This window comes from Bradyrhizobium sp. CCBAU 45384 (assembly GCF_028128665.1).
In the GTDB taxonomy this organism is placed as follows: Bacteria; Pseudomonadota; Alphaproteobacteria; order Rhizobiales; family Xanthobacteraceae; genus Bradyrhizobium; species Bradyrhizobium manausense.
The window spans coordinates 114,088-130,578 of the sequence record NZ_LBIZ01000119.1; the positions used below are offsets into that span (position 1 = coordinate 114,088).

The following is a 16,491-nucleotide window of genomic DNA, read 5'->3' on the forward strand; positions in this document are numbered from 1 at the left end:
ATGCGAAGCGCAATCATTCTCGGCGGCGGCATGGTGGGGGTCGGCGCCGCCGTGCATCTGCGCCAGCGCGGCTGGACGGTGACACTGGTCGACCGCCGGGAGCCCGGCCGCGAGACCAGCTACGGCAATGCCGGCATGATCCAGGCCGAAGCGGTGCGGCCCTATCCGATGCCGCGCGACCTCTCTTCGCTGCTGAACATCGCGACCGGCCGCACCAACGACGTGCGCTACAGTTTTTCCTCGCTGCATCGTCACGTCGAGCCGCTGTTGCGTTATTGGTGGCATTCGGCGCCGAAGCGCCATCGCGAAGCGATCGCGGCCTGGGCGCGCCTGATCGCTTATGCGACGCCCGAGCACGACGTCCTGATCCGCGAGGCCCACGCCGACAATCTGATCCGCCGCGCCGGCTATCGCGCGGTGTTTCGCGATGCCGCGGCGCTCGACCACTCGATCAAGGAGGCGGAAGCAGACCGCCGCGAGTTCGGCGTGAATTTCCGCGTGCTGTCGGGCAGTGAGTTGACAAAAGCCGAGCCGATCCTGCGCAACGATCTTCCCGGCGCGATCCACTGGCTCGATACCTGGACCGTGTCCGATCCCGGCGCACTCGTGACGGCCTATGCCGAGCTGTTCGAGCGCCTTGGCGGTCAGATCGTGCTCGGCGATGCGCAGTCGCTGCAACAGACCGCAACCGGATGGTCGGTGAACACCGACAACGGCCGCATCGATGCCGCCAACGCCGTCGTGACACTGGGGCCGTGGTCGCCGGATCTCTTGCACAAATTCGGCTACCGGATTCCGCTGGTGCGCAAGCGCGGCTATCACATGCACTACACCGGCGGCGCCACGCTCGATCTGCCGCTGGTCGACAAGGGCCAGGGCTACGCCATGGGTCCGATGGCCAAGGGCATCCGCATTACCACAGGCGCGGAGCTGACGGGCCCTGATGCACTGGCGACGCCGGTGCAGCTCGCCAGTGCCGAAGCCTCCGCGCGCGAACTGATCGATCTCGGCAAGCGCGCCGAGCCCGAGCCGTGGTTCGGCACCCGCCCCTGCACGCCTGACATGGTGCCGGTGCTCGGGCGCGCCCCGCGCCACGGCGGCCTCTGGATGAATTTTGGCCACGGCCACCAGGGCTTTACGCTGGGACCCGCCACCGGTCGCCTGCTCGCGGAGATGATGAACGGCGAAACGCCGTCGATTGATCCGACACCATACCGTCCGGAGCGGTTCTAGCCGTCAGATCGCGCGACGAGCACTTTCCTGATGCGCTGGGCATCGTCCGGCGTCGCCGGGTTGTAGACGACCATGCCGAGATCGGGCCGGCCGTCGACCGCGAAGGCCGAATATTCGAACGCCATCTGGCCGAGCACCGGATGGCGCAGATGCTTGACGCCCTCGCTATAGGAGCGGACGTCATTGTCGGCCCACAGCTTGGCGAAGTCCGGGCTGAGACGGCACATCTCATCGACGAAGTCAGCGACATGCGAGACCGCGCCGGCGCGCGCCACGTCGGCACGAAACGCTGCGACTACGAAACGGGCCACGCTCTCCCAATCATATTGGGCGGCGCGAACCCGCGGCTCGCAGAAGATCAGGCGCAGGATGTTGCGCTGTTCGGGCAGCAGCTTTGAATAGTCGGTCAGCACGATCGTGGCCGCCCGATTCCAGGCGACGACGTCCCAGGTCACTGTCCTGATGATGGCGGGGCTCGTCTCCAGCGCATCGAGCACGCGCTGAAGCCGTGGCGAGACGCCTTCGCTCGCCCGGTAGCGCACCTCTGGCGGACGGCCCAGCCCGATCAGAAACAAGTGCTCGCGCTCGACGTCGGTCAGCATCAGCGCACGCGCGATGCGGTCGAGCACGTCGGCCGACGGCGCGCCGCCCCGGCCCTGCTCCAGCCAGGTGTACCAGGTCGGGCTGATATTGGCGCGCTGCGCCACCTCCTCGCGGCGGAGCCCGGGCGTGCGCCTGCGAGGGCCGCTGAAGCCGAACGCCGCCGCATCGAGCCTGACACGGCGGTCCTTCAGGTAGGTCCCGAGCAGGTTGTCGCTGGTCGTCTCGCTCATCCTGTTAGCTATTATACCCTGATAACGTCACTACTTTACCGGGATAATCCTAGCGCAGATGCTGGCTCCAACCAACTGGAGACCTGCTCATGCGTGTATTCGTCACTGGCGCCACCGGCTTCGTCGGCTCCGCCGTCGTTGCGGACCTGATCGCCGCCGGCCACAGCGTCACGGGCCTTGCGAGGTCCGACGCCGGCGCGGCCGCCCTCACCGCGATGGGCGCCAAAGTCCATCGCGGCTCGCTGGAGGACCACGCCTCCTTGCGCAGCGGCGCGGCCTCTTCCGACGGAGTCCTGCACCTCGGCTTCAACCACGACTTCTCGAAGTTTCTGGACAATTGCGAGCTGGACCGCCGCGCCATCCTCGCCCTCGGCGAGGAGCTCAAGGGCTCCGACCGTCCGCTCATCGTCACGTCGGGCGTGGCTCTGCTGGCGCCGGGGCGGCTTGCAACGGAAGACGACGAGGCCGCGCACCGCTTTCCGCGGGTATCGGAATCCACCGCGCTGTCGCTGGAAGGTGTCCGCGCCGCGGTGGTTCGACTGCCGCCGACGACCCATGGCGAGGGCGACCATGGCTTCGTGCCGATCCTGATCAACCTCGCGCGCCAGAAAGGCGTGGCGGCGTATATTGGCGATGGCATGAACCGTTGGCCGGCCGGGCACCGCTGCGATGCCGCTCGCGTCTATCGCCTCGCACTCGAGCAAGGCGCAACGGCACCGCGCTATCACGCCATCGCCGAGGAAGGCATCCCGTTCAAGACGATTACGGAGGTGATCGGCAAAAGGCTGGGCCTGCCCGTGGTCTCGAAATCGCTGGACGAAGCGACCGAGCATTTCGGCTGGTTCGCACAATTCGCCGGTGCCGATGTGCCGACGTCCAGCGCCAAGACGCGCGCCCTGCTCGGCTGGCAGCCCAAAGAAAAAGGGCTGATCGAGGATCTCGACCAGCCCTATTACTTCAAGGTCTAACGGCGCAACGCGCCGTTAGATCCTGATCAGTCCGTCGTGACGGCGGTTTCCATGTCGGTCGGATCGATCTGCTGGCTCAGCCGCGCGTTGAGCTTGTCGCGATCGAGCTCGCCCTCCCACCAGGCGACGATCACGCAGGCGACGCCGTTGCCGCAGAGATTGGTCAGCGCACGGCACTCGCTCATGAACTTGTCGATGCCGAGCACGATCGCCATGCCCGGCACGAGGCGCGGATCGACCACCGCAAGCGTCGCCGCCAGCGTGATAAAGCCCGCGCCGGTGATGCCGGACGCGCCCTTCGAGGTCAGCATCGCCACGACCAGGATCGTGAGCTGCTGGCTGAAGGTGAGGTCGTAGCCGAGCGCCTGCGCGATGAACAGCGTCGCCAGCGTCATGTAGATGTTGGTGCCGTCGAGATTGAACGAATAGCCCGTGGGCACCACGAGGCCGACCACCGACTTCGAGCAGCCGAGCCGCTCCAGCTTCTCCATCAAGGACGGCAGCGCGCTTTCGGAGGACGAGGTGCCGAGCACGATCAACAGTTCGTCCTTGATGTAGGCCAGGAACTTGAAGATCGAGAAAACCGCGATCCGCGCGATGATGCCGAGCACGACGAACACGAACAGCGCGGCGGTCAGGTAGAACGTCGCAATCAGGCCCATCAGGTTGAGGATCGCGCCGGTGCCGAACTTGCCGATGGTGTAGGCCATCGCGCCGAAGGCGCCGAGCGGCGCCGCGCGCATCACGATGGAGATGACGCCGAACACCGCGTGCGCGGCATCGTCGATGAAGCTGCGGATCACATGGCCGCGCTCGCCGAGGCCCATGATGGCGAAGCCGAACAGTACCGAGAACAGCAGCACTTGCAGGATCTCGCCTTGCGCGAAGGCGCCGACCACGGTGTCGGGAATGATATGCAGGATGAAGTCGACCGACTTCTGCGCTTCGGCCTGCTTGGCAAAGTTGGCAACGGCATTCGCATTGGCTGCCGCACTGCCGAAGCCTGCGCCCGGCTTCACGACATTGCCGATGATCAGGCCGATGATCAGCGCGAATGTCGAGACCACCTCGAAATAGACCAGCGCCTTGACACCGATGCGGCCGACCTTCTTGGCGTCCTGGATGTGGGCAATGCCTGACACCACGGTGCAGAAGATGATCGGGGCGATCACCATCTTGATCAGCTTGATGAAGCCGTCGCCGAGCGCCTTGATCCAGTCGTTGGTGGCAACCGTCGGCCACAACCAGCCGACGATCGCGCCAAGCACGATCGCGATTAGCACCTGGACATAGAGAATTTTATACCACGGCTTGGCGGTAGCAGGTGCAGCCGGCGCGCCAGCCATCGTTGTCGTTGTCATTGTTACCTCCCCCTCGAAACTCTGAGCCAGCCAAGATCAACTTGGCCGGCCCTGTCAATTGGAACCGTTCGCCGTGGTAAGCTCTAGCAGCGGTGGTCGACGATCCGGCGCACCGCCGGCAGCAGCGCAGCCCCGAGCGCGTTCTTGATGACCGAAGCCGCGATGAACGGCGCGACGCCGACCGCCCAGGCCTTGTCCGCACCAACGCCGATTCCGTAGGCCAACCAGCCGAAGCCGGCGATGAAAATGACGACATGACCGGCGGCCATGGCCGCAAACAGCAATACGACGTTGCGATCCCAGCCGCGCTCGGCGAGCCAGCCGGTGATGAAGGCAGCGGCCACGAAGCCGAAGAGATAGCCGGCGGTCGGGCCGACCAGCGGTGCAATTCCACCGACGGGGCCGGCGAACACCGGCAGCCCCATCGCGCCCTCGGCGAGGTAGGCGATCATGGTTGCGCTGCCAAGGCGCCAGCCATAAGCCGCGCCGATCATCAACACGACCAGCGTCTGCAGTGTCATGGGCACGTAAGGCAGCGGCAAATTGACTTTGGCCGACAGCGCCATCAGCGCGGAGCCGAGCGCAACAAGCACCACAGCACGCAAGTGCCCGACGGCTTCGCCCGGTCGGGTCGGCCACATCACGGCGGCAAGAGGAGAACGCGACGGGACGGCGGACTGGACGGTTCGGTCAGACAAGATGCACTCCGGCAGTAGCAAAAACTGGCGGCTATTTAAGCCAGTGAGCGATCCGGTCAACTGCCTCCTGCATCTCTTGAAGCGAGCGCGCATAAGAGAATCGAATGAACGAACGGCCATGAATCGGATCGAAATCGACGCCGGGCGTGGCCGCAACATGGGCCTTCTCCAGCATCTGCTTGGCGAACTCCAAACTGTCGGAGGTGAAATCCGAGACGTCGGCATAGAGGTAGAACGCGCCATCCGCCGGCAGGAACTTCGCCAAGCCCGCCCTGGGCAATCCCTCGATCAGGATGCGCCGGTTTTCCTGATAGCCATGCTTGATCTCCTCCATCTCGACGGCGCCGTCGAAGGCGGCCTCCGCCGCGATCTGCGAGAGCGAGGGCACCGAGATCGAGAGATTCTGCTGCAGCCGCTCGATCGGACGCACCAGAATATCAGGCACGACCATCCAGCCGACGCGCCAGCCCGTCATGCAAAAATACTTCGAGAACGAGTTGATCACGAGCGCATGGTCGGACAGCGCGGCCGCCGTCACGGCGGGAAACGCATAATCGAGCCCGTGATAGATCTCGTCGGAGATGAAGCGAATGCCGGCATCTTCCGCGGCTGCAATCAGGCCGGCGAGCGCCTCTCGGGACATCATCGTTCCCGTTGGATTGGCGGGGCTGCCGACCAGCACGCCCTTCAGCGGCGCCTTGCGATGGGCGGCGAGCAGCGCCTCGCCGGTGAGCGCGTGGCGGGTGTCATGGGTGGTCTCGATCAACACCGGCTCGCAGCCGAGCGCGGTGAGGATGTGACGATACGGCGGATAGCCAGGCACCGTGACGGCGACGCGATCGCCGGGCTCGAACATCGACAGGAAAGCCAGGATGAAACCACCGGAGGAGCCCGTGGTCACCACGATCCTGTCCGGACTGACGGTGCAGCCATAGGCGTCGCGATAATGCCGCGCAATGCGCTCACGCAGGCTGGGAATGCCGAGCGCCGAGGTGTAATCGATCCGCGCCGTCGCAAGCGCCGCCTGAGCAGCCGCAATCGCCGTCTTCGGCGCACCTGCCGCGGGCTGGCCGACCTCCATGTGAATGACATGGCCGCCAGCGGCCTCCATGCGGGCCGCTGCCGCCATCACGTCCATCACCATGAACGGGGGAACATCGCTGCGGCGGGAGGGCTCGAGCCACTGCCCCACCCGGTTCCTTAGTGTCGCATCGTGCATTGATTTCTGCTATTTCGCTGGCAAAACAGGGCGCTTGCGCCCCAGACTAGCCGCATTATACGGCTCATAAGGGCATATCGCGTATCCGGTCCGCCGCCAATCGCCAAAACCAATCACAAAACTGCATCCAAATCCGTTTGCAAGCCCGTTTGATGTCGCTCCAGATCGTATTGCGCAAGAAGGCCACCGCCCTCACCGCCCTCGTTACCGCGACTGCAATCGCGCTGCTGCCGGTCCCGGCAGCGCAGGCGCAGGAAGGCCGCGGGCCGCCGACCTTGCGCGACTCGGAAACCGAGCAGCTGCTCCGCGAATATACGCGCCCGATTCTGCGCGCCGCCGGTCTGGAGAAGCAGAACATCCAGATGGTGATCATCAACGACAACTCGTTCAACGCGTTCGTCGCCGATGGCCGTCGCATCTTCGTCAATTACGGCGCAATCCTGCAGTCGGAGACGCCGAACCAGCTGATCGGCGTGCTTGCGCACGAGACCGGGCATCTGGCCGGCGGCCATCTGGCCAAGATGCGCGAGCAGCTCGCCAGCGCCCAGACGCAGATGATCATCGCCATGCTGCTCGGCGCCGGCGCCATCGCGGCCGGTGCCCGCGGCGGTGGCAATAGTGGGCTCGCCAACGCCGGCGCGGCCGCGGTTGCCGGCCCGCAGGAGATGATCCGCCGCTCGCTGCTGTCCTATCAGCGCCAGCAGGAGGAGAACGCCGACCGCGCCGGCGTGAAGTTCCTGACCGCGACGCAGCAGTCGCCGAAGGGCATGTACGAGACCTTCAAGCGCTTCACCAGCGAAAGCCTGTTCGCGGCGCGCGGCTCGGATCCCTATCTGCAGTCGCACCCGATGCCCGCCGACCGCGTAGCAGCGCTCCAGGAATTTGCCAGCACCAGTCCCTATTGGGACAAGAAGGACGATCCCGCACTCCAGCTGCGCCATGACATGGTGCGCGCCAAGATCTCCGCCTTCATGGAGCGGCAGGAGGTGGTCTATCGCCGCTACCCCCTGACCAATGACAGCCTGCCGGCGCGCTATGCCCGCGCCATCAGCACCTATCTGCATGGTGACTTGCGCAGTGCCCTCGCCCAGATCGATGCCCTGATTGCGGTGCAGCCCAACAACCCGTACTTCTACGAGGTGCGCGGCCAGGCCCTTCTGGAGAGTGGCAAGCCCGCCGATGCGATTGCCCCCCTGCGCAAGGCCGTCGCACTCTCGAACAATTCGGCCCTCATCGAGATGTTACTTGGGCAGGCTCTGGTTGGAACCGATAATAAGGCCTACACGGACGACGCCATCAAGATTCTCCGTGAAGCGGTGGCGCGCGAGCCCGAGGCGCCGATCGGCTACACCCAGCTTGCGATGGCCTATGGCCGGAAGGCAGACTATGCCGAGGCGGATCTCGCCTCTGCCCAGGCCGCTTATCTGCGCGGCGACAACAAGACCGCTCGCGAGCTTGCCACGCGCGCGAAAACCCGTTTCGCCGTCGGCACGCCCGGATGGGTCAAGGCCGACGACATCGTGGCGTCGAAATCGCCGCGCAACTAAAGCGTTTTCAAGCGAAGTGGATACCGGTTCGCGCCAGGAAAACGCGTCAAAACAAAAAGCTGGAGCCCCGTTCCGACCTCGTCGGATCGGGGCTCCAGACCGAAGCCTGAACTGCTCATTTGACGTCACGACACCACGACTAGGTCCGCCGGGACGTTGTTTCAAAACCTGCTCTGGATAAGAGGATTTGCCAATGCCATCGCTGCGCCTGCTTGCTTCCGCGCTCATTGCGCTCGCCTTCGTCGGCGCAACGGGACCGGCTTCGGCCGAGAGCTTCTCGGATGCCCAGCGCACCGACATCGAGGCCATCATCAAGAACTACCTCGTCAGCCATCCTGAGGTGCTCGAGGAGGCGATGACGGAGCTCAGCAAGCGGCAGGCCGCGGCAGAGACCGAGAAGCACGAAGCCAGCATCGCGCAGAACTCGGATGCGATCTTCAACTCGCCGCGTCAGGTCGTGCTCGGCAACAAGGACGGCGACGTCACCTTCGTCGAGTTCTTCGATTACAATTGTGGCTATTGCAAACGCGCGATGAGCGACATGCTCGACCTGATGAAGTCCGATTCCAAGCTGAAGGTGGTGCTGAAGGAGTTTCCGGTGCTGAGCCAGGGCTCGGTCGAGGCCGCCCAGGTCGCGGTCGCAGTGCGCATGCAGGATCCCTCCGGCAAGAAATATCTCGACTTCCACCAGAAGCTGCTCGGCGGTCGCGGCGCGGCCGACAAGGCGCGCGCCATGCAGGCGGCCAAGGAAGCCGGCCTCGACACCGCGAGGATCGAGAAGGACATCGCCAGCCCCGAGGTGCGCTCCACCATCGAGGAGAATTTCAAGCTCGCCGAGGCGATGGGCATGAACGGCACGCCGAGCTACGTGATCGGCAAGCAGATCGTGGTCGGCGCCATTGGCCTCGAGGGCCTCAAGGAAAAGATCGGCGTGGCGCGCTGCGGCAAGGCGACTTGCTAGCGAGACGATTCACCACTTGCGGACGGAACGAGGCCGGCTGAAAAGCCGGCCTTTTTCGTATGCCGAGAACCGGCGCGAATCCGGCGCGGATGTTCATCTCGCGTTTAAGAAACAAATGCCGGGGAACAGCAGATGTTCCGGAACAAGTGACACCTCCTCTCGTTGTCGGCGCGGGCAATGACGCAAAGAAACACGTGAGGAGAATACGCATGTTGAACCGCTTTATGATCTCGGTTGCCGCACTCGCGCTGATCGCGGGCGCCGGTCTGGCGAACGCACAAGGCACGATGAAGAATGACAGCGGCGCCGGTGCGCAGCCGATGGAGCACTCGCAGTCTTCGGGCGGCGCCACCGAGCGCGGCAAGGAATCCGCAAGTCCGCAGAAGGGCACGGTGGGTCAGGCCGGTGGCTCCATGAAGCAAGGCGAAGAGAAGTCGTCTGGCGCGATGGAGAAGTCCGGGACCGCGGAGAAATCCGGCGGCGCGATGAACAAGAACGCGGCTGAGGAGAAGGCCGGCGCGGCGAAGGGTGAACACGCCCAGAGCGCGCAGGACAAGTCCACGCAGGACAAGTCCAAGAACATGAGCCAGGACACCAGCAAGTCCGGCGCCCAGAAGGACATGAAGGCTGAGGGCAGCAAGAGCGGCACCTCGACCAACAATGCCGAGAACCAGAAGGGCACCACGAGCACCAACCAGAAGGCCCAGGGTCAGACCAGCCCCAGCACCAACCAGAACGCCCAGGGCCAGACCAGCCCCGGCACTAACCAGAACGCGCAGGGCCAGGGCAGCACCAACACGACGGTCGGCCAGGCCGGCGCCGGTGCCAAGCTCTCGACCGAGCAGCGCACCCAGATCACCTCGGCGATCCGCGAGGAGCACATCGCTCCCGTGAGCAACGTGAACTTCTCGATCTCCGTCGGTACCCGCATTCCGCGCGAGGGCATCGAGCTGCACGCCCTGCCGTCGCGGGTCGTGACGGTCTATCCGGAGTGGCGGACCTACAAGTACGTCCTGGTGAAGGATGAGATCGTGATCATCAATCCGGACACCTACGAGATCGTGGCTGTCCTGAACGTCTAAGGCCGGAAGACGGCAACCTCAGGGGCGGGCAGCGATGCCCGCCCCTTTTGCATTGGGCCGGCAGCCATGCTTGGAACTGGTTAGCAAGCAATTTCCGTAGTTTCCGCACAGGTTTTTGCATGCTGGATGAGGTGCCTGAACCGGCCCGGGAAGCCCTTGAAGGCTTCCCCTCACGCACTTTGTTACCTATAACCCCGCCACGCCGAAACACCTTTCCGGGACAGAATGGCCGAACCAGCGACCGACACGATCCTCGTTCTCAACGGGCCGAACCTCAATATGTTGGGGACGCGGGAGCCGGAGAAGTATGGCCATGTCACGCTGGCCGACGTCGAGAAATTGTGCCGGGAGACCGCGGCGAGCTTCGGCATCAAGGCCGACTGCCGGCAGTCCAACCGCGAAGGCGAGCTGATCGACTTCATCCACGAGGCACATGGGCGCAAGACGAAGGGCATCATCATCAACGCCGGTGGCTATTCGCACGGCTCGATCGCACTGCACGACGCGCTGCTCGCCGCGCAGATCCCGACGGTCGAAGTGCAGGTGACCAACATCCACGCCCGCGAGAGCTTCCGTCACCACTCCTACACCGCGCGCGCGGCCTTGGCCTCGCTCTGCGGCTTCGGCATCGAGGGCTACCGCCTCGCTATCCAGGGGCTTGCCGCCAAGCTCGGCACCAGGCCCAAAGCCTGACGCTCTCTCTCTTCACCCAGAACATTCGGATCAAAGAACATGGCGCGCCAGCCAGACGACAAAGCAGCCGCAAAGTTTTCCAGCGACGATTCCGCGCTCATCCGCGAGCTCGCTCTGCTGCTCGATGAGACCAGCCTCACCGAGATCGAGATCGAGCGCGCCGGCCTGCGCCTGCGCGTCGCCCGCAACATCAGCGTCGCCGCGACCATGCCGATGCCGGTTGCTGCCGCAGCCCCCGGGGTCGTCGCAGCTCCCGCTGCCGCGCCTGCGACCTCAGGCGTCGCAGACGTCTCCAAGCATCCAGGCGCGGTGACCTCGCCGATGGTGGGGACCGCCTATTGGGCGCCGGAGCCCGGCGCCAAGCCGTTCGTCGAGGTCGGCTCCAAGGTCTCGGTCGGCCAGACCCTGCTGATCATCGAGGCGATGAAGACCATGAACCAGATCCCCTCGACCCGATCAGGCACCGTGACGCAGATCCTGGTCGAAGACGGCCAGCCGGTCGAGTTCGGTGAGCCGTTGGTCATCATAGAATAACGCAAATGGCGAGTAGCGAAGGGCGAATGGCGTCAGCCTTCCCTATTCGCCATTCGCCACTCGCCATTCGCTGCAGGACAACATGTTCGACAAGATCCTCATAGCCAATCGCGGCGAGATCGCCCTTCGCATCCTGCGGGCCTGCAAGGAGCTCGGGATTGCGACCGTCGCCGTGCACTCCACCGCCGATGCCGACGCCATGCATGTGCGCCTGTCGGACGAGAGCGTCTGCATCGGGCCGCCGCCGTCGAAGGACAGCTATCTCAACATTCCCGCGCTGCTTGCGGCCTGCGAGATCACAGGCGCCGACGCCGTGCATCCCGGCTACGGCTTCCTGTCGGAGAACGCGCGCTTCGCCGAGATCCTTGCCGAGCACAATCTGCAATTCATCGGTCCCAAGGCCGAGCATATCCGCCTGATGGGCGACAAGATCGAGGCCAAGAAGACCGCCAAGCGGCTCGGCATTCCCGTGGTGCCCGGCTCCGACGGCGCGGTCGGTCCCAACGATGACGCGATGGCGATCGCCAGGAAGATCGGCTTCCCCGTGCTGGTGAAGGCGGCGGCCGGCGGCGGCGGCCGCGGCATGAAGGTCGCGCAGAGCGAAGCGGATCTGCAGATTGCGCTGTCGACGGCGGCCAACGAAGCGAAATCCGCGTTCGGCGACGCCTCGGTCTACCTGGAAAAATACCTGCAGAAACCGCGCCACATCGAGATCCAGATTCTCGGCGACGGCCGCGGCGGCGCAATCCATCTCGGCGAGCGCGACTGCTCGCTGCAGCGCCGTCACCAGAAGGTCTGGGAAGAAGGCCCCTCGCCCGTGCTGGCTGCGGCTGCGCGCGCCAGGATCGGTGAGACCTGCGCCAAGGCGATGCGCGAGATGAAATATCTCGGCGTCGGCACCATCGAGTTCCTCTACGAGGACGGCGAGTTCTACTTCATCGAGATGAACACGCGCATCCAGGTCGAGCATCCCGTCACCGAGAGCATCACCGACATCGACCTGGTGCTGGAGCAGATCCGCATCGCCGCCGGCGGCGAGCTGCCGGCCCGGCAGGACGAGATCCAGATCATCGGCCACGCCATCGAATGCCGCATCAATGCGGAGAACCCGCAGACCTTCCGCCCTTCGCCCGGCCGGATTCTCCAGTATCACCCTCCCGGCGGCCTCGGCGTGCGCATCGATTCGGCGGTCTATCAGGGCTACCAGATCCCGCCTTATTACGATTCCCTCGTCGGCAAGCTGATCGTCCATGGCAAGACCCGCGCCGAATGCCTGATGCGCCTGCGCCGCGCGCTGGACGAGATGGTGGTCGAGGGCATCGAGACCACGCTGCCGCTGTTCCGCGATCTGGTCCGCCAGGATGACATCATCAACGGCGACTACCACATCCACTGGCTGGAACAGTACCTCGCCGCCAAGTCGGAACCATCAGCGAAATAATCGTCACCCTGGTCGGGAACCCCTTGGCCCCCATTGCGTTTTGGACGGTGGGCAGTTCCAAGGGGGCGTTTTGACTTCCAGATATGATCGAGCGAGTTCGTCGTGACCGCCGAGGGGCAGCGACGTCGCGCATTTTGGCAGATCCTGCTGTTCGCAGCCGGCCTCGTCGTGCTGACCGCGATCAGCGCAGGCTCGGTCTATCTGGTCAACGAGGCGCGCAACGACAGCAAATGGGTGGTTCACACCATCGAGGTGGAGAACCAGGTCAATGCATTGCTGCTCGAGGTCCGCCGTGCCGAGAGCGGCGCGCGTGGCTACCTGCTGACGCGGGAGGCGGGTTTCCGGACCGATCACGAAAAGGCCGTCGCCGCGATCATCCCTGCGCTCGACAGGCTGACGCGCCTGATCGGCGACAATCCGGCACAACGCCAGAATATCGAGCAGCTCAGTGCCGCGATCGAAACCCGCCTCGGCCAGTTCGCGCGCGAGATCGATTTCGTGGGCCAGGGTCAGCCGGAGAAGGCCACGGCGCTCGTCAGCGAAGCCGCTAGCGCCGGCACCACGATTGCCATCGGCAGTGCCGGCAGCGCGATGATCCGCGAGGAGGAGCGGCTGTTCCAGCTCCGCACGGCCAACGCCGACCGCAGCCAGACGCTGGCTGCCTCCCTCACCGGTATCGGTTCCGGCCTCGTGGTGGTCCTCGCCCTGATCTCGATCTGGCTGGTGCGGCGTTCGGCGCGCATCCGCGACGAGGCCGAGGCACAGCTGCGCGATGCCAACGTCAACCTGGAGGCCACCGTCGACGAACGCACGGCAGACCTGCGTGAAGCCAACGACGAGATCCAGCGCTTTGCCTATATCGTCAGCCATGACCTGCGCTCGCCGCTGGTCAACATCATGGGCTTCACCAGCGAGCTCGAAGAATTGGGCAACGACATCTTCCGACGGATCGGAGGGCTTACGCGTGTGCCGGCCGGCGGTCCACCGGTCGATGCCGCAGAGATTCCGCTCGATGACGCCGACAAGCAGCTGTCGGCGGATTTTTCCGAAGCGCTCGGCTTCATTAAATCTTCGATCGCCCGGATGGACCGGCTGATCTCGGCGATCCTCAACCTCACCCGCGAGGGCCGGCGCGAGTTTCAGCCGGAGCGGATCGACACCCGCGACTTCATCGAGGCCATCGTCTCCTCGCTGGCGCACCAGGCGGCCGAAGCGCAGGCCGAGATCCACATCGAGCCGTTGCCGAATATTGTCAGCGACCGCCTTGCACTGGAGCAGATTTTCTCCAATCTGATCGATAACGCGATCAAGTACCTCAAGACCGGGGTCCCCGGCGAGATCAGAATTCGCGGGCGCACCAAGCTTGGCTACGCTATCTTCGACATCAGCGATAATGGCCGTGGTATCGATCCCAGGGATCATCAGCGGATTTTCGACCTGTTCCGGCGTGCTGGAACCCAGGACAAGCCCGGTCAGGGCATCGGTCTTGCCCATGTACGTGCACTTGTGCGCCGCCTCGGCGGCACCATGTCGGTATCATCGGAACTGAATGCAGGCAGCACGTTCACGATCACGCTGCCCATCAATTGGAACGCCAGCAACCGGAATGCGGACCGATGACAATGCCCGTCACCATCATCATGATCGAGGACGACGAGGGCCACGCCAGGCTGATCGAGCGCAATATCCGCCGTTCCGGCGTCAACAACGAGATCCTCTCCTTCACCAACGGCAACTCGGCGATGAAGCATCTGTTCGGCCCGGACGGAACCGGGCTCGCTCAGAAGGGCAACGCGCTGCTGATCCTGCTCGACCTCAACCTGCCCGACATGAGCGGCATCGACATCCTGAAACAGATCAAGGAAAACAAATATCTCAAGGCCTCACCCGTGGTGGTGCTCACCACCACCGACGACAGCCAGGAGATCAAGCGCTGCTACGAGCTCGGCTGCAACGTCTACATCACCAAGCCCGTCAATTACGAGAATTTCGCCAATGCCATCCGGCAGCTCGGCCTGTTCTTCTCGGTCATCCAGGTCCCGCCCGCCGCCTCATGACCCAACAGCGCACCCCGACACTGCTCTATATCGATGACGACGACGCACTGGCGCGCCTGGTCGATCGCGGCCTCACTCGGCGCGGCTACAAGGTCGTCCATGCCGCCAGCGGCGAGGAAGGCCTCGAGCGGATCCGCAACGCCAGCACTCAGGGCTGCATCGATGTCGTGGCGCTCGACCAGTACATGCCGGGTCTCGACGGGCTCGAGACGCTCGAGCAGATCATGGCGATCCCGGACGCCCCGCCCGTGGTCTTCGTCACCGCCTCGCAGGATTCCAGCATCGCCGTCACCGCGCTGAAAGCTGGCGCGGCCGACTATCTGGTCAAGGACGTCAAGGGCGACTTCATCCCGCTGCTGCATGTCGCGGCCGAAGGCGCGCTGCGCCAGGCCGAGCTGCAGCGCGCGCGTGACGAAGCCGAGGCCGAGATCCACGCCTCGCGCGACCGCTACGCCGCGCTTGCCGCCGAACGCGAGCTGCTCTTGCGCGAGGTCAATCACCGCGTCGGCAATTCGCTCCAGATCATTGCTTCGCTGCTGCACCTGCAGGCGAGCTCCGCCGCACAGGACGAGGTCAAGGCCGCCCTCACCAACGCGATGGGCCGCGTTGCCGCCGTCGCCCAGGTGCACCGCCGCCTCTACACCTCGCAGGATCTGAAGAGCGTGATGCTCAACCAGTATCTCGACTCCTTGCTCGAGGACCTCCGCCGCTCCGCCGAAGGCAACCGGATGTCGCGCCTGACGGTGAAGGCCGAGCCGATCGAGATCGACCCCGACCGCGCCGTCGCCGTCGGTATCATCGTCAACGAGCTGGTGATGAACGCTGTGAAATACGCCTATCCCGATGGCGCCGGGCCCATTCACGTCGAGCTGACCTCGCAAGGCGAGGATCTCCTGCTGTCCATCACCGACGACGGCGTCGGCGACAACGTCAAGGCCGATCCGCGCTCCACCGGCATGGGCCAGCGCATCGTCGCGGCCATGGCTTCCAAGCTCGATGCCACCGTCGAGCGCGATCCGAACCATTCCGGGACCCGCATCCTCCTCCGGTTCCGCCGCACCCCCGCCGTATCAGGCCAGGCGAACAGCGCCGCGGCGGCGAGCTGATCCCGGCCCCGCCCCATCGCACCGGCATCGCGATCCTGCTATTGTAGCGATCATGACTTCGCGCGACTCCGCCTCATCTGAAATCACACCCGCCGTGCTGCTGCGCGCCTATGCCTGCGGCATCTTTCCGATGGCCGAGAGCGCGGACGACCCGACCCTATTCTGGGTCGAGCCGGAAATGCGCGGCGTGATCCCGCTCGATGGCTTTCGCGTCGCCTCGCGCCTGGCGCGCACCGTGCGCGCGGACGCGTTCCGCGTCACCGTCAACACCGCGTTCAAGGCAACCATCGCCGGCTGCGCGGCGCCGCAGGCAGGGCGCGAGGACACCTGGATCAACAAGCGCATCCGCGACCTCTATGGCGGCCTCTACGAGCTCGGCCATTGCCACAGCGTCGAGGCCTGGCAGGGCGACGATCTCGTCGGCGGCCTCTACGGCGTGAGCCTCGGGCGCGCCTTCTTCGGCGAGAGCATGTTCCACACCGCGCGCGATGCCTCCAAGGTCGCGCTGGTGCATCTGGTCGCGCGGCTGATCCACGGCGGCTTCGAGCTGCTCGACACCCAATATGTCACCGAGCATCTGAAGAATTTTGGTGCGACCGAAATCTCGCGGCGGCGCTACACCGCTCTGCTCGACAAGGCGCTCACCGGCGAGCCCGGCGATTTCCTGCGACTGTCGTCAGGCGATGCGATCCCGGGCGCACGCGCGCTCGAGATCATCGCTTCGCGGCAGTAGATCAGCCTTACCGGCTGCCAAGGGA

Annotated in this window: 16 protein-coding genes; 12 read left to right on the forward strand and 4 right to left on the reverse strand. The window is 64.7% G+C overall.

The window, feature by feature from the left end:
* Entirely contained in the window at positions 1-1,233 is a 1,233-nt protein-coding gene (locus XH80_RS37020; protein ID WP_271602884.1) for an NAD(P)/FAD-dependent oxidoreductase, read from the forward strand.
* Here the strand turns inward: XH80_RS37020 and XH80_RS37025 are convergent.
* Positions 1,230-2,066 (reverse strand): helix-turn-helix transcriptional regulator, encoded by an 837-nt coding sequence (locus XH80_RS37025; RefSeq protein ID WP_271602885.1) that lies wholly within the window; start codon positions 2,064-2,066, stop codon positions 1,230-1,232. The genes XH80_RS37020 and XH80_RS37025 overlap by 4 nt on opposite strands.
* Positions 2,067-2,155: 89 nt before the next feature.
* On the opposite strand from XH80_RS37025, the gene XH80_RS37030 reads away from it, so the two are divergent.
* Positions 2,156-3,034 (forward strand): SDR family oxidoreductase, encoded by an 879-nt coding sequence (locus XH80_RS37030; RefSeq protein ID WP_271602886.1) that lies wholly within the window; start codon positions 2,156-2,158, stop codon positions 3,032-3,034.
* 26 nt (positions 3,035-3,060) lie between these two features.
* Here the strand turns inward: XH80_RS37030 and XH80_RS37035 are convergent, their stop codons facing one another.
* The 3 genes from XH80_RS37035 to XH80_RS37045 all read right to left on the reverse strand — a co-directional run bounded on the left by XH80_RS37035 (position 3,061) and on the right by XH80_RS37045 (position 6,312).
* Complete coding sequence (locus tag XH80_RS37035) at positions 3,061-4,395, reverse strand: dicarboxylate/amino acid:cation symporter (RefSeq protein WP_271602887.1); 1,335 nt, start codon at positions 4,393-4,395, stop codon at positions 3,061-3,063.
* Between the two features lie 83 nt (positions 4,396-4,478).
* Complete coding sequence (locus XH80_RS37040) at positions 4,479-5,036, reverse strand: biotin transporter BioY (RefSeq protein ID WP_271603318.1); 558 nt, start codon at positions 5,034-5,036, stop codon at positions 4,479-4,481.
* Positions 5,037-5,124: 88 nt separating this feature from the next.
* A complete protein-coding gene (locus XH80_RS37045; RefSeq protein ID WP_271602888.1) occupies positions 5,125-6,312 on the reverse strand; it encodes a pyridoxal phosphate-dependent aminotransferase in 1,188 nt (395 codons plus the stop codon).
* Between the two features lie 152 nt (positions 6,313-6,464).
* On the opposite strand from XH80_RS37045, the gene XH80_RS37050 reads away from it, so the two are divergent.
* The 10 genes from XH80_RS37050 (at position 6,465) to aat (ending at position 16,466) form a co-directional block, all read left to right on the forward strand.
* Positions 6,465-7,859 carry a M48 family metalloprotease gene (locus tag XH80_RS37050; RefSeq protein WP_271602889.1) on the forward strand — a complete coding sequence of 465 codons (1,395 nt, stop codon included), beginning with the start codon at positions 6,465-6,467 and terminating at the stop codon, positions 7,857-7,859.
* Between the two features lie 193 nt (positions 7,860-8,052).
* On the forward strand, positions 8,053-8,820 hold the full coding sequence (locus tag XH80_RS37055) for a DsbA family protein (RefSeq protein WP_220003365.1): 768 nt from the start codon (positions 8,053-8,055) through the stop codon (positions 8,818-8,820).
* Positions 8,821-9,029: 209 nt separating this feature from the next.
* Complete coding sequence (locus XH80_RS37060) at positions 9,030-9,902, forward strand: DUF1236 domain-containing protein (protein ID WP_271602890.1); 873 nt, start codon at positions 9,030-9,032, stop codon at positions 9,900-9,902.
* Positions 9,903-10,127: 225 nt separating this feature from the next.
* A complete protein-coding gene (gene aroQ, locus XH80_RS37065) occupies positions 10,128-10,595 on the forward strand; it encodes a type II 3-dehydroquinate dehydratase (protein ID WP_271602891.1) in 468 nt (155 codons plus the stop codon).
* 39 nt (positions 10,596-10,634) lie between these two features.
* Positions 10,635-11,129, forward strand: a complete 495-nt coding sequence (gene accB, locus XH80_RS37070; protein WP_271602892.1) for an acetyl-CoA carboxylase biotin carboxyl carrier protein — start codon at positions 10,635-10,637, stop codon at positions 11,127-11,129.
* A gap of 82 nt (positions 11,130-11,211) precedes the next feature.
* Positions 11,212-12,570, forward strand: coding sequence for an acetyl-CoA carboxylase biotin carboxylase subunit (gene accC / locus XH80_RS37075; RefSeq protein ID WP_271602893.1), 1,359 nt, complete (start codon positions 11,212-11,214; stop codon positions 12,568-12,570).
* Between the two features lie 102 nt (positions 12,571-12,672).
* Positions 12,673-14,190 carry a sensor histidine kinase gene (locus XH80_RS37080; RefSeq protein ID WP_271602894.1) on the forward strand — a complete coding sequence of 506 codons (1,518 nt, stop codon included), beginning with the start codon at positions 12,673-12,675 and terminating at the stop codon, positions 14,188-14,190.
* Positions 14,187-14,627, forward strand: coding sequence for a response regulator (locus XH80_RS37085; RefSeq protein ID WP_057744874.1), 441 nt, complete (start codon positions 14,187-14,189; stop codon positions 14,625-14,627). The genes XH80_RS37080 and XH80_RS37085 overlap by 4 nt, the downstream gene beginning before the upstream one ends.
* Positions 14,624-15,733 carry a sensor histidine kinase gene (locus XH80_RS37090; RefSeq protein WP_271602895.1) on the forward strand — a complete coding sequence of 370 codons (1,110 nt, stop codon included), beginning with the start codon at positions 14,624-14,626 and terminating at the stop codon, positions 15,731-15,733. Before XH80_RS37085 ends, XH80_RS37090 begins: the two co-directional genes overlap by 4 nt.
* 52 nt (positions 15,734-15,785) lie before the next feature.
* Positions 15,786-16,466 (forward strand): leucyl/phenylalanyl-tRNA--protein transferase, encoded by a 681-nt coding sequence (gene aat / locus XH80_RS37095; protein ID WP_271602896.1) that lies wholly within the window; start codon positions 15,786-15,788, stop codon positions 16,464-16,466.
* The last annotated feature ends 25 nt before the right edge of the window (positions 16,467-16,491 follow it).